At 62.4% G+C, this 18,178-nt stretch carries 30 protein-coding genes; 1 reads left to right on the top strand and 29 read right to left on the bottom strand.

Going from position 1 to position 18,178, the window contains the following annotated elements:
- Positions 1 to 27 precede the first annotated feature (27 nt).
- The 20 genes from AC56KW_RS24905 to AC56KW_RS24810 form a co-directional block, all read right to left on the bottom strand.
- A complete protein-coding gene (locus AC56KW_RS24905; RefSeq protein ID WP_497173316.1) occupies positions 28 to 426 on the bottom strand; it encodes a hypothetical protein in 399 nt (132 codons plus the stop codon).
- A complete protein-coding gene (locus tag AC56KW_RS24900; protein WP_497173315.1) occupies positions 423 to 665 on the bottom strand; it encodes a hypothetical protein in 243 nt (80 codons plus the stop codon). Before AC56KW_RS24900 ends, AC56KW_RS24905 begins: the two co-directional genes overlap by 4 nt.
- Positions 662 to 1,144: an HK97-gp10 family putative phage morphogenesis protein gene (locus tag AC56KW_RS24895; protein ID WP_497173314.1), complete on the bottom strand. Its 483-nt coding sequence runs from the start codon at positions 1,142 to 1,144 to the stop codon at positions 662 to 664. Before AC56KW_RS24895 ends, AC56KW_RS24900 begins: the two co-directional genes overlap by 4 nt.
- Positions 1,137 to 1,484 carry a phage head completion protein gene (locus AC56KW_RS24890; RefSeq protein ID WP_497173313.1) on the bottom strand — a complete coding sequence of 116 codons (348 nt, stop codon included), beginning with the start codon at positions 1,482 to 1,484 and terminating at the stop codon, positions 1,137 to 1,139. The genes AC56KW_RS24895 and AC56KW_RS24890 overlap by 8 nt, the downstream gene beginning before the upstream one ends.
- On the bottom strand, positions 1,481 to 2,020 hold the full coding sequence (locus AC56KW_RS24885; RefSeq protein WP_497173312.1) for a head-tail connector protein: 540 nt from the start codon (positions 2,018 to 2,020) through the stop codon (positions 1,481 to 1,483). The genes AC56KW_RS24890 and AC56KW_RS24885 overlap by 4 nt, the downstream gene beginning before the upstream one ends.
- On the bottom strand, positions 2,017 to 3,558 hold the full coding sequence (locus AC56KW_RS24880; RefSeq protein WP_497173311.1) for a LamG-like jellyroll fold domain-containing protein: 1,542 nt from the start codon (positions 3,556 to 3,558) through the stop codon (positions 2,017 to 2,019). Before AC56KW_RS24880 ends, AC56KW_RS24885 begins: the two co-directional genes overlap by 4 nt.
- A 10-nt stretch (positions 3,559 to 3,568) precedes the next feature.
- Positions 3,569 to 3,934, bottom strand: a complete 366-nt coding sequence (locus tag AC56KW_RS24875; protein WP_497173310.1) for a hypothetical protein — start codon at positions 3,932 to 3,934, stop codon at positions 3,569 to 3,571.
- On the bottom strand, positions 3,934 to 4,359 hold the full coding sequence (locus AC56KW_RS24870) for a hypothetical protein (RefSeq protein ID WP_497173309.1): 426 nt from the start codon (positions 4,357 to 4,359) through the stop codon (positions 3,934 to 3,936). The genes AC56KW_RS24875 and AC56KW_RS24870 overlap by 1 nt, the downstream gene beginning before the upstream one ends.
- Before the next feature lie 2 nt (positions 4,360 to 4,361).
- Positions 4,362 to 4,778, bottom strand: coding sequence for a hypothetical protein (locus AC56KW_RS24865; protein WP_497173308.1), 417 nt, complete (start codon positions 4,776 to 4,778; stop codon positions 4,362 to 4,364).
- Positions 4,779 to 4,970: 192 nt separating this feature from the next.
- On the bottom strand, positions 4,971 to 5,120 hold the full coding sequence (locus AC56KW_RS24860) for a hypothetical protein (RefSeq protein WP_497173307.1): 150 nt from the start codon (positions 5,118 to 5,120) through the stop codon (positions 4,971 to 4,973).
- A gap of 61 nt (positions 5,121 to 5,181) precedes the next feature.
- The gene (locus tag AC56KW_RS24855; RefSeq protein ID WP_497173306.1) at positions 5,182 to 6,513 is read right to left on the bottom strand and encodes a phage major capsid protein; all 1,332 of its coding nucleotides are present in this window, start codon (positions 6,511 to 6,513) and stop codon (positions 5,182 to 5,184) included.
- A gap of 66 nt (positions 6,514 to 6,579) precedes the next feature.
- Positions 6,580 to 7,539 carry a S49 family peptidase gene (locus AC56KW_RS24850; protein ID WP_497173305.1) on the bottom strand — a complete coding sequence of 320 codons (960 nt, stop codon included), beginning with the start codon at positions 7,537 to 7,539 and terminating at the stop codon, positions 6,580 to 6,582.
- Positions 7,536 to 8,780 carry a phage portal protein gene (locus AC56KW_RS24845; protein WP_497173304.1) on the bottom strand — a complete coding sequence of 415 codons (1,245 nt, stop codon included), beginning with the start codon at positions 8,778 to 8,780 and terminating at the stop codon, positions 7,536 to 7,538. The genes AC56KW_RS24850 and AC56KW_RS24845 overlap by 4 nt, the downstream gene beginning before the upstream one ends.
- Positions 8,781 to 8,783: 3 nt before the next feature.
- Positions 8,784 to 8,954 (bottom strand): hypothetical protein, encoded by a 171-nt coding sequence (locus AC56KW_RS24840; RefSeq protein ID WP_497173303.1) that lies wholly within the window; start codon positions 8,952 to 8,954, stop codon positions 8,784 to 8,786.
- Complete coding sequence (locus AC56KW_RS24835) at positions 8,951 to 10,657, bottom strand: terminase large subunit (RefSeq protein ID WP_497173302.1); 1,707 nt, start codon at positions 10,655 to 10,657, stop codon at positions 8,951 to 8,953. Before AC56KW_RS24835 ends, AC56KW_RS24840 begins: the two co-directional genes overlap by 4 nt.
- A 10-nt stretch (positions 10,658 to 10,667) precedes the next feature.
- Positions 10,668 to 11,123 (bottom strand): terminase small subunit, encoded by a 456-nt coding sequence (locus AC56KW_RS24830; protein ID WP_497173301.1) that lies wholly within the window; start codon positions 11,121 to 11,123, stop codon positions 10,668 to 10,670.
- A gap of 155 nt (positions 11,124 to 11,278) precedes the next feature.
- Positions 11,279 to 11,545, bottom strand: coding sequence for a hypothetical protein (locus AC56KW_RS24825; protein ID WP_497173300.1), 267 nt, complete (start codon positions 11,543 to 11,545; stop codon positions 11,279 to 11,281).
- Positions 11,546 to 11,866, bottom strand: coding sequence for an HNH endonuclease (locus AC56KW_RS24820; protein WP_497173299.1), 321 nt, complete (start codon positions 11,864 to 11,866; stop codon positions 11,546 to 11,548).
- Positions 11,863 to 12,021, bottom strand: coding sequence for a hypothetical protein (locus tag AC56KW_RS24815; protein ID WP_497173298.1), 159 nt, complete (start codon positions 12,019 to 12,021; stop codon positions 11,863 to 11,865). Before AC56KW_RS24815 ends, AC56KW_RS24820 begins: the two co-directional genes overlap by 4 nt.
- On the bottom strand, positions 12,006 to 12,311 hold the full coding sequence (locus AC56KW_RS24810; protein WP_497173297.1) for a hypothetical protein: 306 nt from the start codon (positions 12,309 to 12,311) through the stop codon (positions 12,006 to 12,008). The genes AC56KW_RS24815 and AC56KW_RS24810 overlap by 16 nt, the downstream gene beginning before the upstream one ends.
- Before the next feature lie 425 nt (positions 12,312 to 12,736).
- On the opposite strand from AC56KW_RS24810, the gene AC56KW_RS24805 reads away from it, so the two are divergent.
- Positions 12,737 to 13,090 carry a hypothetical protein gene (locus AC56KW_RS24805; protein WP_497173296.1) on the top strand — a complete coding sequence of 118 codons (354 nt, stop codon included), beginning with the start codon at positions 12,737 to 12,739 and terminating at the stop codon, positions 13,088 to 13,090.
- Positions 13,091 to 13,721: 631 nt separating this feature from the next.
- Here AC56KW_RS24805 and AC56KW_RS24800 read toward each other — a convergent pair.
- From AC56KW_RS24800 to AC56KW_RS24760, 9 genes are all read right to left on the bottom strand, one after another.
- The gene (locus AC56KW_RS24800) at positions 13,722 to 14,264 is read right to left on the bottom strand and encodes a hypothetical protein (protein WP_497173295.1); all 543 of its coding nucleotides are present in this window, start codon (positions 14,262 to 14,264) and stop codon (positions 13,722 to 13,724) included.
- Between the two features lie 102 nt (positions 14,265 to 14,366).
- The gene (locus AC56KW_RS24795) at positions 14,367 to 14,831 is read right to left on the bottom strand and encodes a hypothetical protein (protein ID WP_497173294.1); all 465 of its coding nucleotides are present in this window, start codon (positions 14,829 to 14,831) and stop codon (positions 14,367 to 14,369) included.
- Between the two features lie 40 nt (positions 14,832 to 14,871).
- Entirely contained in the window at positions 14,872 to 15,222 is a 351-nt protein-coding gene (locus AC56KW_RS24790; RefSeq protein WP_497173293.1) for a PDDEXK family nuclease, read from the bottom strand.
- On the bottom strand, positions 15,219 to 15,473 hold the full coding sequence (locus AC56KW_RS24785) for a DUF7220 family protein (RefSeq protein WP_497173292.1): 255 nt from the start codon (positions 15,471 to 15,473) through the stop codon (positions 15,219 to 15,221). The genes AC56KW_RS24790 and AC56KW_RS24785 overlap by 4 nt, the downstream gene beginning before the upstream one ends.
- The gene (locus tag AC56KW_RS24780) at positions 15,470 to 15,943 is read right to left on the bottom strand and encodes a dATP/dGTP diphosphohydrolase domain-containing protein (protein ID WP_497173291.1); all 474 of its coding nucleotides are present in this window, start codon (positions 15,941 to 15,943) and stop codon (positions 15,470 to 15,472) included. Before AC56KW_RS24780 ends, AC56KW_RS24785 begins: the two co-directional genes overlap by 4 nt.
- 1 nt (position 15,944) lies before the next feature.
- Complete coding sequence (locus AC56KW_RS24775; RefSeq protein ID WP_497173290.1) at positions 15,945 to 16,202, bottom strand: hypothetical protein; 258 nt, start codon at positions 16,200 to 16,202, stop codon at positions 15,945 to 15,947.
- The gene (locus AC56KW_RS24770; RefSeq protein WP_497173289.1) at positions 16,199 to 16,882 is read right to left on the bottom strand and encodes a hypothetical protein; all 684 of its coding nucleotides are present in this window, start codon (positions 16,880 to 16,882) and stop codon (positions 16,199 to 16,201) included. The genes AC56KW_RS24775 and AC56KW_RS24770 overlap by 4 nt, the downstream gene beginning before the upstream one ends.
- Positions 16,875 to 17,447 (bottom strand): HNH endonuclease, encoded by a 573-nt coding sequence (locus tag AC56KW_RS24765; protein WP_497173288.1) that lies wholly within the window; start codon positions 17,445 to 17,447, stop codon positions 16,875 to 16,877. Before AC56KW_RS24765 ends, AC56KW_RS24770 begins: the two co-directional genes overlap by 8 nt.
- Positions 17,437 to 18,162 (bottom strand): phage antirepressor KilAC domain-containing protein, encoded by a 726-nt coding sequence (locus tag AC56KW_RS24760; RefSeq protein ID WP_497173287.1) that lies wholly within the window; start codon positions 18,160 to 18,162, stop codon positions 17,437 to 17,439. Before AC56KW_RS24760 ends, AC56KW_RS24765 begins: the two co-directional genes overlap by 11 nt.
- Between the last annotated feature and the right edge of the window lie 16 nt (positions 18,163 to 18,178).

Genomic DNA, 18,178 nt, shown 5'->3' with positions numbered 1-18,178 from the left:
AGGCGGCTGTATGAAGGATCGAGTTGGCTATGGCTCGATGTAGGCGACGATGAAGTCGCGGGACTGCTCGAACGTCGGTACCGCCGGGTCGCCCATGTCGGGGCCGACGCCCTCCCGCAAGACGCTGCGCACCGCATAGCCGGCGATCTGGCCGGTGAACACTCCGACGCCGAGCCTGGCCGCGCGGAGGATGGCCTTCTGCTGCGGGTAGGACTTGGCGTAGACGGTCACCTGTACACGCGCCTTAACGAGCGAATTGCCTGCCCGGGCCACGGTGTCCTGCTCGACGGCGCTGATTTCTCGAATGCCGATGGCGGGAAGTGAGTCGAGATCGACGTCGCCGGCCACAATGCTCGTCGGCGGCACGAGCGCGCATAGGGGCGCATGGCCGACCAACAGCGAGCGCATGATCATGACCGCGCTCATTTGCGCCGCCTGGACTTTGCTGGACCTGGCTCAGGTACAGCAGCAGCGCCAGGATCAACTGCTTCAGGCTCAGGGGCTTCCGTGACCACCGCCACGGAGACGCCCTGCTTGATGTGGTGGCGGGCCAAGCGCGCGCCGCGCGGCGAGTCGACCGTCTCGTACTCGCTGCCCTCGACCAGCTCGCGCACGGTCACGCCATCTAGCGAGCCTTGCACCGTTTGCGTCATTCGGATTTTCATTCTGCCTCCGGTGCCGGAACGTTAAGCCCCTCTTTGGTGAGTCGTTCGCGGATCTTCTGGCCGACGGCCTGGATGGCCGCTGGCGGTTTGGCGTCGAACGCCGGCCGCATGAACGGGTGCGGCTTCGCGCCCGGGTGGTCGGCTGAAAAGACGACGCCGCCGCCTATAGTCAGCCCTCCACCCTTCTTCGATCTGATTGTGTGCGGCTTCGTGCCGAATTCGACCAGATGGGCGTGAGGCGCAAGCTTGCCGCCGACCATGAGCTTCGCGGTGACGCGCCCTTTCTTTGAGCTCGTCGAGACTTTGATGCTCCGGCGCAGAGCACCCGAGTCGACGGGCGCCTTGGCCTTCACCTCCTCGCGGAAGACGGCGGCGCCCGCACGCAGGGCGGCGCGCAAAATATTTCGCTCGGTCTTCACAGGAAGAGATTTCAGCATGGCGTCGAGCTCTCGCCCGCCCACGATAGTTTGGTTAACCATTTTTGAAGCCCTCCAACATGAATTCGGTATGCCGCCGATCGTCTAGCTGCGCGGGCCCGGCGATGATCTGCATGACCCGATCGCGCTTGCCATGCAGGATGACCCGCATGGCCGTCGTGATCCGATCGTCGTTCTGGATCCGCAGGCGCGTGCGCGTCACTGAGGTGGCCAGCCCGTTGCTCACGGACTCGCCGCGGCTCGGCAGCTGGTCCTGCGCGTTGCACCAGATATCCTTGGCCACTACTTCCCAGCTTTCGATGGGGGTGCCGTAATCCGGGTCTCTACCGACAACACGCCTCTCGATCGTGGCCTGTTCGCCGAGTCGGAACGGCGCAGTCATCCGTACACCACATGGCGATGAAGCAAGCGCCTCAGGTATTTCACGTTCGGATTGGGGTAGTAATCGTTTGCAATCATGCCCAAGATGTATTCCTTGATGGATGGCGGCACGGCCGTCTCGTCGGCGCCGTATCCGCACTCGACTTGCACCTCGACGGCGTTGATCCGGCGGGCCGCCGCCGGCCAGGTGCGGCCGGGCGCCGGCACGATGTATCCCGGCTCGCTCTCGCCGTCGATCAGGTAGTCCTGCGGGTCGAGCGTTTGCCGCGCGCCGGCCTGATCGTAGAACTTGACATGATCAACCCGCACCAGCGGCGGATAACGCAGCTGGATGGCGGCTGGAAAATGGTCAAGGGTCAAACGCCAGGTCTGATGGATCAGCGCACGGCTAATCTCGTGCTCGGCCTCTTCCGCGTACCCGCGAACCTTCCCCTCCAGCTCCGCGTCGAGCGAAGTGCCGCTGGCGCGCGCGGCGCCACGCGCAGCGCCGATTGACACCGCAAGGCCATCGGGCGGCGTGATCAGTTTCCAACTCATCGGGTCGTTTCCTGTATTGCTGGCGGCCGGTGGCCACCGATTTGTGCCGGGCGGGTCGAGATTGCCGCGCGCTGCGGCGCGTAGCCAGCGCCAACCGGCGCCCGGGTGTATTCGACTTGGGAGCTGTATCGGAGCTGCACGTTGCCGCCGGCGATCGCCAGCTGCGCAGTGCCCACGCGCACACGGCGCGCGGCGCGCATGCCCGCCTGGCCGAATGACATGACCAGCGGCGCCGGCGAGACGACGAGACGGCGGCCAGCCAGGATGCGAGCAGCGCCGGCGGCAAGCTGCAGCTGCGCGCCAACCACCGGCAACCGGCGCGTCACGCGCATGCGGACGCTACCGCCGCCTAGGGTCATCGCCGCGGCGGAGACTGGCAGCGTGTACGAGCCCGCCAGCGGCGCGGGGGCGTACTGCATGCCCACCGGGCCAGCGGCCAACGTCAGGGACGCCGGGGCAACCTTCAAGCGCCGACCAGCGCGCAACGCGACTCCCTGCCCCGTCACGGCCAGCGCCGCCGGCTGCACGCCGAGCCGCCGCGACACCGCCATGCGCACCTGGCCAGCCAGGACATCGAGGGCAGCAGGCTGCACAGTCAAGCGCCTCGAGGCGCGCACCGAGACAGGCCCGGTCGCCAGGGCAAGCCCGGCAGGCTGAGTGCGCAGACGACGCGCCGCGCGCATTGCGACCAGGCCGGCCGCCACCGTCAGCGCCGCCGGTGCCGCGCGCAACCGGCGCGACACCTTCATGCCCACCTGGCCACCGGTCACAGTCAGCGCAGCGCGGTCGACCGTCAGCGAGTAGCTGGCAGCCGCTTCGGCCGGAGCGTCGTCGTCTTCGCCCTCGAATATCTGCCAGGGATTCTGGTAGTCGGACAGCGCCTCGCGAGCGGACAGTGCGCCATCGTAGAAAACGACGTCTTGCAAGCTGCCCAGGCCAAAAAGCGCAGTGCCGTTTCGGCTCAATAAATTGAGAGTCGCACCGCTTGCCCAGCCCTCGCCTGCTCCGCCCGGATCCAGCGCGATAGCCGGACTTTGCGCAACCCCGTTAATGTATAGCGCCGGAACTGTTGTCCCGTCGAACACGATCATGTACCGGTGCAATTGGCCCGCACTCGGCCGGGCAAAATTTGATGAAAAAGTAGCCGTGTTACGGTAGGCGCCGAAAATTTCTACCCGACCCGACGAGCTATTAGGATCGAATGCGAACCCGCCTGAAAAACTCGGCGCCGCATCGGGCGTTAGCTCAAATGCAAGTCGATCATCGTTTGCGAAGGCGTCCCACGACAACCAAAATGCGATCGACAGCTTCGGCTTGTCGGACAGGTTAAACGGTACGCGTGCTCGCTCGCCACTGCCTGAACCTCGCAGGGCGATACCCCGCGGCGTGGCCTGGATCGAGCCGCCAGGGCCAAACGTGATCGGATCACCGGACACCAGGCCCCTCTGGGCGATGCCCAGCGGAAGGTACTCCAGGACTCGCGCACCGAGTGGGTTGCTGCGGTTCAGCCGTATGAGCCGCTGCGGCTGATAGCGCATCCCTGGCATATCAGCCCACCTTGGCCTGCAGGTACGACTCGACCGTTACCGCGTTCGTGGTGTTGCCGTAGGCGATCAAGCGCGCGTACATCACGCCCGCGCTCATTGCGACCGAGCCGCTCGAGACACCGCTCGCACCGGTTGTGCCGCCGACCATGAAGTAGTCGTACCACTTGGCGCCGTCGTGCGACGTCTGCAGCACCAGAGTGCATGGGACGGTCGGCGCGCTGGTGCCGTTCGTGATCTTGTACGTCCACTCGCCGCCGGCGAAGGCGCGCACGTCGATGGCGGCGCCGGCGACCGGCGCCGCAGCGGTGGTGCCGGCTGGGACGTTGGTCGATGCCAGAATGGTGACAGGCTGTTTCGTGATCGCCATTATTTCTCGCTCCCGTCGGGGTGGAACAGGGCCTCGCCCACCTGCTGAGCGGTCAGCGGGTCGGGATGCAGGCCGAGGGCGCACAGCGCATCGGCGTTCGCCTGAGTCACGGCCCCGGCGACGACAAACGCCTGCAGTGAGGCCTGAACCAGCGCCGAGCCTATGCGCAGCCGGCCTTGCTCGAGCAGCGGGCGCACGTGGCGCATCTCCGGCTGGGCCTGGATGAAGTCGATCAACTGGTTGCCCGCGCTGATCCCAATCACATCGATGATAGTGCCGTAGCCGACCTCGCGGTCGTTGCCTCGGGCGCGGCCCGCCGACAGCAACTCGGCCAGCGCCTGGCAGTCCTTGTCCGCCAGCGCCGCGGCGCAGTCCGGCCGGGAAAGCGCCTGTTGGCGCAGTTCCGCTTGTTGGTCTGGGGTCATGGTCAGGTCAACGTCAGCACGCCGGCATCAGGGTCGAAATCCAGCTTCAGATCCTCGCCATCGTTGAGCGTGATGCTCGAGCCGTAGTCGACATAGCCGACCAGTGGCTTGCCCGCGGCGGTATCGTTGTACACGACAGCGAAACGGAGGCCTCCGACGGCCCCGCCGGTGGCAGTGATCACCTCATCGGCGATCGCTACCTTAGCGACGCCAGCGGCATCGGTCAATGTGACGCCCTTCAGGGTATAGCCGCCAGCCGGGTACGCCCCGCCGCTCACCTGGCTGATGTCGGCCAGCACTGCAGCGCTCGCCGCCGGCGCCACGTTCGTCAGCGCGGCCTTGAAAGCGTGCGATTCGAAGTTGTGCACGCCGCGCAGCACCGCTTTGGCGAACGCAGGGAGTTTTTGCAGGATTGCCATGTGCGGCCTTTCATTGCTCGGCGAGCCGCGCGGCGATGAACGCCAGCAACTCGTCGTCGGCCTTGCCGACTATGTCATCTGGGGAAATCGACATGTGGCGCCAGGGCGGGCCAGCATGACGACGATCGTGCCCGGCACTTCCGCCTCGGCGCGCACTTTGGCGAGCCGGGCGACGTGTGCGGGGCTCATGGGTTACTTGGTGGTTTTAGCTGGCTTCTCTTCCGCCGGCGCTTCCTTGGCGGCGCCGCCCTCGATTAGGCGTTTGGCCTGTTCTGGTTCGAAGCCGGCGATATCGCCAGGGCTGTAGATTTTCCATGGCTTGATGAATTCAACCGTTTGCATGATGGGTTCCTATCGAAGGGATTGAGCCGGCCCGCAGCCGCAGGCCGGCGCTCGGGCGGCTTTACGCGCCCCAGGTAACGCTGGTCAGGATCGCGATCGATTCCTGGTGGCGAGGGCCGAAGTCGTGCTTGGCGATCACGCGCACCAGGGTCTGGTCGCGCTGGAAGGCGCTGACCACGTTGCCGCCGTCATCCTTGTAGGTCGCTTCCTTCGAATAATCGATCATCAGGGTTTCGTCTTCGCCGATGAAGCAGTCATTGAAGTCGACGAAGTACAGCTCGGACGCGTTCGAGCCGGCGCCCAGGTTGTTCGGCACCTGGGTGGTCTTGCCGATCGGGTAGCCCTTCAGGTTGCCATCCTTCATCTCCGGATAGACCTTGTTACCGTTCCCGTCGCGCAGGCCTTCCAGGAAGCGGAAGGTGCGTGGCGACATGATCCAGCCGGGGGCGCCCATGTTGGCATTGACGCCTTCGAGACACAGGATCAGCTTGTTCAGATCGGTCTCGATCTTCTGCAGCGTGTCGCCGGCGGAAGCGGCAATCTTGAAGCCCGAGAGCGCCCAGGCCAGCAGGCCTTTCGGGGTATCGAGAGTGCCATCATCGCGAATGAAAGCTTTATCTTCGCGGGAGCTCATGGCACCGGTCAGATCATCCACGACCAGCTTGTCGACATTCGGGCTAGTGCCCGAATATGCCAACAGGTCGTTCGAGATCGGCACCAGGCCCGTCAGCTTCTTGGCCGACAGCTTCAGGTTGTCGAACGTCTGGCCGGTCGTGGGGATGTCGGTGTCGCTACCGGTGTAGCCGACCACTGCGCCGCCCTTCAGGCGCGGCAGGGTGATATTGCCGTTGTTGAGCGGCAGCGAGCGCGCGCCCAGGCGGCGCACCACCGACTGCGGTCGCCACAACTCGATCACTTCGCGGGCCATGTTCGACGGCACCAGAACGCCGCCGGCGCCAGGGGTCAGCGTATTGAGGGCCATCGCCACTTCCTCGCCGAACTGGTTGTCCATGGCGAATTTGGCGGCGACTTGCTGATTGCCGCCGGCGACGACAAGCGCGCGGACCATACGCGACATGCCAGCGCCAGGCAGGTCAGGGGTGCGGGGACGCGCCGGCATGCTTGCGGGAGCAGCGGCAGCCGGCGGCGCGGCCGGCTGGTGCGAGGCGGCGAGCGCGCGGTCGACCGGCACGGCCGCGGCAGCGGCGATACTCTCGGCCGCCTCCATGCGTGCGATTTGCGCGGTCAGGTTGGCGAAGGTTGCTTGCAGGTCGGTGAATTCCTGCAACTGGGCGGCGGTCAGTTCGCCGCCGCCGGCTTCGATCTGGGCCAGAGCTTGGACGCTGGCGTTGACCTTGGCGCGTTCGCTGCGGAGTTCATTGATGGTTGGCATATTGCCTCTCCTAGAATTGAAAAAGCCGCCTCGAGGGCGGCTTGGTTGCTTGTCCCGCGAACGCGGTCAAATTTGGGACTGGAGCGCCATGGCTTTCGCGCGGGCGCCGATGGATTGTTTGGTACTTCGGGCGACCCGAGCCTCGCGGGCCTGTGCGGCGATACGGTCTATGGTCGCCTGCGGCGTCTCGACGCGATCGGCGAAGCCGACGTCTACGCCCTGCTTCCCCATGAACACACCGGCTTCAGTGCCGCGTACAGCGTCAGCGCTGATTCCGCGGTACCTAGCAACCGAGTCGACGAACTGGCCGTAGTATCCCTGCACCATGTCGTTCAGAAACTTCAGCGATTGGTCGGACAGCGGCTCGTGCGGACTGAGGTCGTTTTTGTGAGCGCCAGCGTAGACCGTGGTCACTTTGACGCCCATCTGCTCGTTGCGGGCAGACACATCCAGGTGCTTGGCGATCACGCCGACCGAGCCAACGCCCGAGGTGCGCGACATTGAGACATTGCCGATCGCCGACGCCAACAGGTAGCCGGCCGAATACGCGCTGTAGTGGGTGATCGCGCTCATCGGCTTGACACCTCGTGCTTCGTACAGGAAGTCGGCCAGCTCGAAAGCGCCAACGGTGCTACCGCCAGGGCTGTCGATGTCGAAGGCGATCTGCTCGACGGCGGGATCGGCGAGCGCTGCGTTCACCTGGCTGCGCAGCTGCTCGTAACTGGTCATCGTCTCGCAGGGATTCAACTGCATGCTGCGGCTCACCAGCACGCCGTGTACCGGGATGATGGCGACGCCGGTGTCGGCGATCGTCTGGCGGCGCGCCGATTCAGCGCGCATCGCCGCGCTTTCGTAAGGACCGTCGTCGTCTTCCATCATCTTCGGCTGGCCGCCGTTGACGCTCAGGTTGACGATATTCAGGCTCATTTGCTGGTTGGCCCAGGCCGCAGCCTGGTCCAGCATTGACTCGGTCACCATCAGCGGCTGATTGAAAATCATGCCGGCGATGCGGAAACGGTTTTTCATGCGAGGATTCCTTCGATTTCGGCCACTGCCTCGGCGGTAGCCTTTGGCATTTGTGCCGGCAATGGCTTCGCCGCGTCGACCATGTTGAGCGGCTGGAGGTAGACGTCGCCGCCTTTGATCGGTGGCAGGTTTTCGAGCCGGCGAATGTCGTTCACCGACAGCCAGCCCCACTGGCGCGCCACTGCATAGGCGTCGTAACGCGACTTTTGATCACCGCGCAGCAGCCCGGAGACGTTGAACTCGATGTAATACTCATCACGCTCATTCGGGAGCAGCAGGTCGCGCATCATGGCCTGCTCGTGCCGCTTTATCCACGGCAGCAGGGTGTAAATGACGAACTGGATAGCCTGGTGCTCGATGTTCGAGAACGTCGCCTTGTCCAGCTCGCCGATCATGTGCGGTGGGACCTTGTAGATGCGCGCAATGTCCAGAGACGTCAACTTCAGCGCGGGGATCAGCTCCGCGTCGACGTTGGTCATCGACAGCGGCTTGAAGGTCATTCCTTCTTGAAGCATGGCCACGCGCTTCGCGTTGCTGCTGCCGCCGTACATCTGCTGCCACTTGTCCGTGATCCTGTCGATCACGCCCTGGTCCTTGATCGGTGCCGCTTCGCGAGGCCGCTCGATCACCCCAGAGAGCGCCGTGCCGTTCAGGAACGACTTGCCAGCGTACTGCTGGATCGCCTGCGCGTATCCGATGGAATTCGCATGCAGCATGATCGGCGAGACGCCGACGTAGCCGTTCAGGCTCCACCAGCGCACGTGGTGAATCATGCGCTGGGGGACAGGATCCTGGCCATCGATCCGGTAATACGGCAGCAGGTCCGGGCCTTTCATCACCTGCACCGTCTCGCACGAGAGCGGGTATAGACCGGTAACGGTTCCGTCCGGGTCGCGACCGATAATGCTGTACGAGTTGCCCCGGGTACCGGCCGACAACTGGCTTTGCTCGCGGAACTCGAGCGGCGTTTGCCACTCGTTCGGTGTATAGGCGAGGATGCGATACAGCGGGTGATCCTTTGCCGCCTCCCTGCCGCCGTCTTCGGTGCGGCGGAAAAGCTCAAGCGGCAATTGCGCAATACTTTCCGCGAGCAGGGTCACACAGTTCTGCACCGCGGTCAGCGATAGAGCAGACTCGACTGTAACGAGTGGGCCGGCTTCGGACCGGGCGCCACCCAGGCCGGATAACCAGCCGCCATTTCCGGTCGCGATCTGTGGGCTGAAAAACTGTTTGGCGAACATCCGTTACCCCTTGCCGCCGCGCGCCAGGGCGCGAGCGACGATGTACGACCATGACAGCAGGCCAGCGCCAGCGACAATGAAGCCGGCCGGCAGATAGATCATGCCAGCGCCGATCGTGATCGATGCCAGGCCGAGAATGCCGGCGACGAGGGTCGCCCAGTCGATGAAGCTCATATCGTTACGCCCTCGTCGTAAATTGAAGTGGTTTGTGCTGGCTCCGGGTTCAGTGCCATCAGTTGGACGGCATTGAAAAGCGCCATCAGCGGGTCGATCTTGCCGCTGCCCGACGCTTGCTTGGTGATGAGCGCAGCGTTCCCGCGCGGCTCGATCTTGGCATTGCCGACGCACCAGTTCATGAGCGGCTGGCCGCCGTGCAGCAGCACGCCCTCGGCCAATTTCCGCTCAGTGACGCTGATTGCGCCGATCAATTTCCAGCCTTGTGAGACGCCAAAGCACTTTTTCTCATCGATCTCCGCGTCGACGAGCGCCTGAAACATGACCTTGTGGGTCTTTTCTGGATCCAGGCCGACGGATGCGAGCAGGCCGGACTCGTTGACTTCCTTGACCACGGCGGCCACCTGGGCGACGTCGCCGGGCAACTCCTCAATGATCACTAGGTCGCCCTGCTCCTGGAAGTCGTCGTACTTGCTCTCTTCGCTTTTGCGGCGCTCCATTGCGATCGGGTGCGCCCAGGCGCGCGTCCAGGCGAGCCATTTACCGGTGCCCCGCTCGCGACCTACGAAAGCCAGCCCCAGTAAGTCATCTAGGCCGCCGCCATCAATGCCGGCAGTGACCACCTCGCAGCGCTCGAGCAGCTCGTGGAGCGTGATGCCTGGCGCCTTTGCTTGGCGCTCCCAGAAGTCAGCGCCGACCCATCTGTCTGCACGCAGATTCATCCCGATCTGCACATTCAAGTGCTTCGCCAGGAAGATTTGCAGCGTGCCGTCGGTTTTGTGCAGCAGCTTCTTGAGCTGATCTGCGAGCCACTCAGCGCTGACGGAGCGATCAATGTTCGGGTTCGTGAGGTAATAGGTCGACGGGTCCAAGTAGGCTTTCGCCTTCACCATCGCCGGCGGATACTCGTACAGCACCCCCAGCGACTTCCGATCTTCGATCTTGCCGTCTCGGACATCACGGTAATAATTGAGCTTTTCCTTGAACACGCCAGCCGGCGGCTCGTCGCTCTGGGTGGTCAGGAAGATGACCCATCCTTCATCTCGCGACACCTGGCCGCCAAGCGCCTCCATGAACATCGCCTCGGCGTTGGCGCGCTTCCCGAACAGCCAATGCTCATCGACGAGCACCTTCCCGGACTTTTTCCCGGAGACTGTGTCGGTGTCCGCCGCGACCACCTTGAGCGATGCTTTCGACACCAAGTGCGTGATGGTTCGAACGTGGTCCTGCACGTGGAAGATTGCCATCAGCTCGTCGTCGGCGCGCACCATGGCGGCGGCCGGCTTGAAGCTGTTGTCGGCGACCTCCTTGGTCGGGGCCAAGATCAGGTGCTCCTCCTCACTGCGCCAGCACAGGATGACCGCGGTCAGCATGATTCCGGCAGCGATCGTCGATTTCGTATTCTTTTTGCTAATCAGCAGGTAGTACTCACGAATAAGCTGCTGCCCGGTTTCCGCATCGTATCCGCCGAAGATCGCAGCGACGAAGTCGAACACCCACTGCTCGCTGCATTCGCCGAAGTTCGGGCTCCGGTATTCGCCTAGATCCTCGTCCCAAATCGATTTCGGGAGGTCGCAGACCCGGAGCTGCTTGAAAATCCGCAGCGCCTGCTCCGCCTGGTCGGGGAAGATGGGCGGCGGAATGATCGACAGCTTGGCCTTCAACCTGTCTTCCCAATCCGGACAGGCGGTAGACCATTCCATATCGTTATCCTTACTTCACTGCCTTGAGCTGTGGCGGCGCCGCAGCGGCGAAGCGACTAGCGACCTTTTTGGCGTTCTCATTCTTCTGATCCTTCTTACCGCCCTCGCCCAGCTTCTGGTGCTTGAACGGCAACATCGCCTTCGCCACGTCCGCGCGGATGCGGATATCGGCTGTCGGCTCGTTCATGAGGTTCGTCAGGAACTCCATCGGATCGGTGGTCGAAGGGATATCAACCAGGTTCTCTGGCGGCGTCGGCGCTGGGCCAACCTTCGCGCCAGCGAGGGTGCCGCCAGCACTTCCACGCCGTTCCTCGAGGTAAGCTTTAACATCCGGGTCTTTAACATTTCGAGACCCGGCAGCCGACGCAGTTTTTTCACTGAAGCCGGCGCGAATCGCCGCTTCCTTATTGGAGAACCCGGCCAAAACGGCATCGGCGAAGGCTCGCTTTTTGCCTGTTAAAGCCATTAACAATTTCCTCCAGGGGGACTTTTTTCTGCGCGTGAGGGAGGAGTCGGTGTCCTTGCGGAAGGGGTTGCAGAGATGCAACACCCCCTCCCCATTTCATCCTAGAAACATTTCCAAATCGAAACTTTCGGCTCCGATAGTTTCTCCCACGCAACTCAGCCGGGACCCGCCGCGTCGTCCGGATTGGTCGGCTGCGCCTGATGGTCGATGACGATCGTGCAGGTTGCCCGGTATTCAGTCCCGGTACTGCCCATGCTGCTGCTCAGGTAGAGCTGATCCACGCGGACTGCACGACGGTCGACGGTCACGCCCGCAGCCTTCGTCACGGCGTCAAGGACCAGAGCCTTCAGCTGCTCGTGGTCCAGAACAGCGTGGTGAACCGTCTGATCGAGCCGCCGGGTGTTCAGTTTGATCGGATTCATCTAGTATCCTCGAGCGCGCTCTGCTGCCTCTCGCGCCGTTTTGGCGTCGTGGCATGGAACGCAGAGCACTTCCTTGTTGCTTTCGTCATCACTGCCGCCCTTCCAGAGCGGGATGATGTGGTCGACCGGGCCGCCGAGGGTTGTCTTGCCCTGGCGCCGGCACTCTTGGCACAGGCCGCAGTCACGGGCGCGGATGCGATCGCGATCACGAACGCCCGCCGAGCCGCGCTTCCGTTCGATCACATCCGGACGTTGAGTGGGCAACATGTTGACCCGGCTGGCTGCGGGTGGGAGGTTTGACCGTAGCTGCTGGAGCTTCATACTGACTCGACCTTGATGCCTCGGTCGACGATGGCGTCGATCCAGCGGTCCGCCAGCATGGCCAGCACGAAGGCCGCTGCGAGAGCGGGCTGAACCCACCAGGCGACGCGGGTGCGCAGCTTGATTGTCACCGCCGCCATTAGCTTGCCTTCCATGGCTCGTGTGCCTCGGAGATGTCAGGGGCAATCGGCGCGGGCTTCGTCTTGAAGATATCGCGCAGGATCTGCTTGACGTTCTCGGGCACGCTGCGCGCGATGTCGACGAACGACATGCCGGCGCGGCCGTGGCCCTTTGCACGCAGGATCACCTGCACTTCCTCGCACTCGGCCAGGTGCTCGGCGATCTGGTTCAGGCGCGTCAGGTTGTGTGCTTTGGCTGGGTGCGGATTGCCACCCAGGACAGCACGCAGGATCTCGGCGCGGTACGCGCGGGCGATTTCGTTCATACAGTACCTCGGGCTTGATGGGCCGCTTGCTCACGCTGGCGTTGCACCGTGTAGCGCAGCCATGCCAGTTCGTGCTCGACGCTGATGCGCATGACTGACCTCGGAAAAAGAAAAGCCGCCCGGCGCAGTACTGCAGGGGCGGCAAAAACGAATTGGGACTGGAGGAAAGTTGCGGCTAGCCCGAAGGGTTCAATGCTACCTACCGGGGAGACAGCAAATTGCTCGGCGCCGAGACTTATCGTCTGAAAATCAAATCGATGCGACCAGCCAAATTTCCCGAAATAAATATGTGAGAATTGGTGATAATTGGAGAGAATTGTACGTACTGCAACGGACTAGAATCCGCGTTGCAGCATTCAAGATATCGATTCACCCAGCAATTGTCGCATCCTGACTCAACTATAACCATACATCAAGGTCTTTACATGCCACCACCAACCAACCTGCCGAACCAGACTCAAGCGAACCTCGCGGGAGCTATTGCATTGTCGCTCCCGTTCATCGGCTGGTTTTTTAGCCCTTTTATCCTTGTAATTTTGCTCTCGCGCGCCAATACACTTTCGCCGAAGCGTGGTCGCGACATGCTTCTGCTTCTTGTCGCTGCCGCCCTGTACATCGCTGGTGTCAATCACATCTTTGATCTCAGCGGTGAAGATACGGAGGGACTGCTCTTTACCGCCGCATTCCAGGCAGTAGTTTTGTTCACTGCGTTCTGCATGCTGTCACGAAATTTCAAGGTGTGGACGTGGAAAGGTGAGAACTCGCCATGGCCCAGCTGACTGAGAGCAAGGAATAACGGCTAACATACACGGCCGTGCAACCGTTCGCGCTTCTTCAGGCTAGTTAAAGCACTCAACAGATGGGTGATATCGCGACTCCCGATTATCGATGGCGGTGCCCGCATACATCCCGTTTCCGAGGGCCTATCTCGCCATCGTTATCAGCGCCCTAGGGCTATCTGCCAAGTGGGCGGCTTGCCGGTTACAGCGTCCGGCGTCGGTGCGCGCTGGGTGCGCTCGACTGATCTGGCCGATGCCAGTTCGCGTTCTCGTATTCGTGTGCGCCTTCTTCGAAGTCTCGCCGAGCGGGCGCTCCGGCACTTCTCGGGCAACCGTGATCCCGTGCGCGTTTCGTCGCGCTTCTACGTGATGACCGGGCCGGGCGGGATCTATCGCTTCATGGCACACCTCCTCGGGCGTAAACGACAAAGCCCGCCGAAGTGGCGGGCCAAGATGTAGGGTACTGCACATATTTCAGGGCGAGCGCCGGCTTTACTGCTGGCTGGACTGCTCGACTGCCTTGGCTGGCGTTGGCGCCGAAGCGCGCATTACGGTGACCAAGGGATATGTGAAGGCTGTAGTTTACGCCGGGTCTCTGCGCTTTGCAATACTGCTCAGCTATAAACTGGCGTCATGCGGCCCTTCGCATCCTGGCGCCGGCCCTGGCACTGTGCGCCTGGAATAGTCCTTCCAGCTCGCTCACCATATCGGCAATCTTCTCCCGCTCGAGGGCGCCGCCCTGGATCGGCTCACGGCCAGTACCGCCGCAGTGCGTGCAGGTGCGGCGCTCGATCATCTTCGTGCCATTGCACGTACCACACTCGCCACCTAGCCAGTGCGCCAGGCTCATACGGGCAATCTTGGCATACCGTCCGTAAGCAGCCTTGATGTCCCATTCCGCCTGAATCACCAGCCACTTGCGGTCAAAGCCCTTGCGCGCTACCTCGCCCGTCCAGATGCGCAGCAGTATGGCTAGCTCGCGCGCGGCACTCTCAACTGGTTGACGCGGCACGCCGGCGATGTGGGCGCGCAACAACATCGTGCCGAACAGCTCACCCGAGCCGCCGGACAGATCGGCAAGCGCCGCGGCGACCAGCGGCTCCGTCTGGTGGTGCTGATCGTCATCCTGCAGGTTGGACGTGCTCAGTGCGTTGAGGTAGCGCTCGGCGAACATGGTTTCTCCGTGGAATTTCCACAAGATTACCATCGAGCACAAATAGATGAGTTGCGTCCGAGATTTTCCAAATTACAACCACGCGCCACTGATCAGTTGGATTTATGACTGATTTGGCTGCCATACATCCAGATCAACAATTACATCTGAAAGAAGCAATGCGGATAAAGAATCCTTTATCTGACGTGCATAAGGCCCGTCCCAATCATCATCATCCAGATTGAGCTGAGTCTCATCTGGGAGAACTACCATTCCAGGGCGAACGAACCGAATCCGTTGATGGAGTTTGAACTCTTCTTTACCAATAACCCTGCTAAACACATATTGCCCCGCCAAGAGCTCCTTCCCTTCGACCTTCAGTTTTATATACTCAAGCCTGCCGATGAAGCGAGCGTGAAGTGAATCAGCAGCGAAACTAGTCGGATGGTGCGGGAGACTGCTGTAAGTCACGTGTTGCGAAACTGTATTGCCTTTCGGCTCCTCCAATATTGCAGCACGGATTTTCTCTGCGAGCGCCGTTGTAGCAGCCGAGTGCTGAAGGAAATCGGAAATTTCAGAGCGCCTCATGTCGTCCTCTTTTAAGAATTATTGAAATGACACTATACATTTAAAATTCTTCGACGGCCCATCCTCCGCCGTCCTTTTTCGTCTGTGCTCTAATTGCGATGAATCGAAATGGGTAAAGGTCTGCCGCGATCTTGATCTTCGCCCGGGCGTCATCCGCCCAAAAGCCTTTCACTTCGTGAGCCTCGAGAGATCCATCCGCCAGCATTACCGCAAAGTCTGGAGTATAGAAGGTGTTGTCAGCCAGCCGCAGCTTGATCCCTTCGAACTTGAACCAGGCGACCTCTCCGGCGTGGCGCCGGGCGTCAAGCGTGGCGGCGTAGGCGGCCTCGGTCTTGTTCATCGTGCCGGTCTTGAGCCGGCCCAGTGCCTGGAGCGCGCGCTTCGCGGTCATTGGCGCGCCTCGATCGAGGTCGCCACCGCGCTGGCCAACCGCTGCAGCCTGGCATTGAACCAACGCCGCACCGCATACGACCGCACCACACTGATCACGGTGTAGATCAGGCCCAGGGCGAAGTTCGCGCCCGGCGTGATGTGGAACCCGAACAACGGGAAGATCAGCATGTTCGCCGAAAAATTGATGCTGAACCCGATCAGGACGTTGATGATGGCCTCGATGAGCGAGCCGAGTCGGGTCTGGGTCATTTCGGCATTCCTCCGTGCGTGATGGTGTAGTGCACCGGATTGCGATCGACGTACCGGTCGATGATGTCGGCGGCGGCGGCGTTCAGCGCCGGGTAGAACGGCAGCGCGCGCGGCGGCCTGTCGTCGGTAAACTTCCGCTGCATCATGGCGTCACGCAGCACCACGAGCGAGGTGATCGCCTTGGTCACGTGCGACATGCCAGAATCCGGGTCGATGTCCTCCCCTTCCCACCAGGCCATCAGGTGGCGCATCACGCCGTCGTAGTAGACGGAACCACGCACGCCCACCACGCGGTAGTTGTGCCTGCCGTACTTGCTCGCACCCTCCAGCATCGCCACCCCGATCTCGGCCAGCACCGTCGCCGGCACGGTCGACATCGGCGCTTTGCGCACGCCGACCAGGTCCTTCGGGTTCGTCGGCTTCTCGTCGTCCAGCGCGTGGAACGTCAACATTTCATGCGAATCGCTCATCTCATCCTTTCGTCTTGGGTTTTGCTGCATTGTTTTTCTGCTCAGGGTTGGCACGCTTCTCCGCCCAGGCCTTGCGGTCCTCGAGGTTGGTCGGAACTGCGTACCTCTCGCACGCCGCTCTGTTCCAAGGCACGAAGGGCTTGATCATGTCGACGCGGTCGGCGGCCCGCCCCTCGCAGCGCCCTACCCCGACCTTGGCATGTTCGGGGTACTCCTTCATCTTGAAGTGGCCGCACAGGGCGCACGACTTTTCGCTCATGCTGCTCTCGCCGGTGGCGGGTCACGGCGCACCAGATCTTTCAGGGCGCCGATCCCCTCGGGCTTGCGCGCGCGCTGCTCGGGCTGGGCCTGCGCCGGCGGCGTGACGACCGGACGGATGGGCGCAGCTGCAGTCGGCGACGCCATCCCAGGATCTAGGGCCAGCTCGATCCGGGCCTTGAACTGCCCCATGTATTCGCCCGACCGCGGCGACAAGCCCAGCTCCGCGCCCTTGGCCAGGATGGTGGCGTCGGTCGCCCACCAGTTGCCGCCGGCCGCCTTCTTCTGGATCTCGGGAGCCGTCCAGTCGGCGAGGTAGAACTCGCTGGGCCCAAAGAACGTGGCCGACTGCTTGACGAACACCGGCTCGATCTTCAGCGCCTTGACGTAGGCAGCGTATGCCTGGGCGCCGGCGAGCAGCTCCGATACCAGCGCGCCGGCCGCCAGCCGCGCGGCCCAGGCCTTGTGCGCGGCCTTTTTGCTGTCGCCAGGGCGCGCGGGGTAGACCTCCCATACCGCTTCGAAGTCGGCTGGGTAGTCGTTGCGCTTCACCTTGGCCGGCTTGGCGCTGCCGGCGCGCAGGCGATCGAGCTCGTCCAGCAGCTCCACGACGGTGGTTGACTTCAGGTGCACGGTCGGGCCGGCGGCGGCAAGGCCGCGCAGGGGGGAGTAATCACGCATGGCGCACCCCCTCCTCAAGATTTTTACCGCTGTAGATAGGGCGAACTTCTCCGTGGTTATCGGCGTAGCCATACTCGCGCTCCGCTGCCTTCCGTACGGCGATTGCGTCTTCCAAGCACTTGCGGTACCCCAAATTTATGCGCCGGCCGCCCGCGTTGATTCGAATAGCCCACTGCTGCGATTTCTTATGCCAGGACACACCGAGCTGGCCGCTGGTATTGCTCTTTCGAAGACGCTGATTCTTCGCATTCTGATCGTTTGTTGAGGCGCGAAGGTTGTCCCAGCGATTGTCGAGGCCATTCCCGTTCTTATGGTCGACCTGCTCTGGCGCTTCACCGCTCATGAATACGAAGGCCAATCGATGCGCGGCGTGGGACCTACCGAAAACCTTGAAACATCTGTACGCTTTTCCGCAATGGTTGCGCCGGATCGATCCCTCGATCGGACCTGCTGGGCCTTGCGATCCTGTTGCATGTAGTCGTGTGAACACTCCGGTCCCTGGGTTATATGAGATCACGCTCCGCAACTGCTCCTGAGTCGGAGTGGAAATTGTTTTAGCAGGCATGTGCACCTCCATCGCGTTGCGCAAGCTGCCACTTTGCCAATTCACCAGCAATCCATTTCACACCTTTGGCCGTAAAGCGCGCGGAGTTGTAGGCATGGCTGTTTGGGGCAGTGCCGACCTTCACCTCGAAACGGCCGGCGTCAATATGCTCGGAATACGCGGTCCACTCGCCGCCCAGTGGGTACATAATTTTTGCCGCTTGTAGGAAGCGGCGGAACTCCGGCTCCCTCACCTTCAGCAGCTTCGCCACCTGGCGGAAGCCCTTCGTCCCGGTCGAGTCGGCGTAGCGCTCGACAAACTCCACGGCCGGCGCCGCGGCGGCGAGCTGGGCGGCTTGCACCTCGATCACATCCTGCTGCTCGGCCGCCAAACGAAGCGCGGCCGCGAACGATTGCGGCACGGTGAGCGCTGGCGCCGGCGCCGGAGCGGCTGAGGTAGCCTCCAGTGCCTGCCAACGGTCGATAATCCGAGCGCGTAGCTCCGCGCTGTACCCGGATGCCACCACCATTGTGTCGCGGAACGACAGCCAGAACTCCGTGTAAGACTGCCCGTTCTGCGGGTGCTGGTAGGGGGTCTCGTTCCCAGAAACGATACCCTCAGCGATCAGCCGGCGCACCGTTTTCAGCACGCTGTCGTGCGGCGCGCCGGTCAGTTCTGCGATCTCGCGGCTCGACATCGTGGTGGCGGCCGGCTGCAGATTCAAAATGCTTCCCATGTCGCTTCCTTTCTTG

Source organism: Telluria sp. RT2P19 (assembly GCF_059685725.1).
Note: the sequence above shows the minus strand (reverse complement) of the source record. Positions and strands in the feature narration are given on the sequence as shown.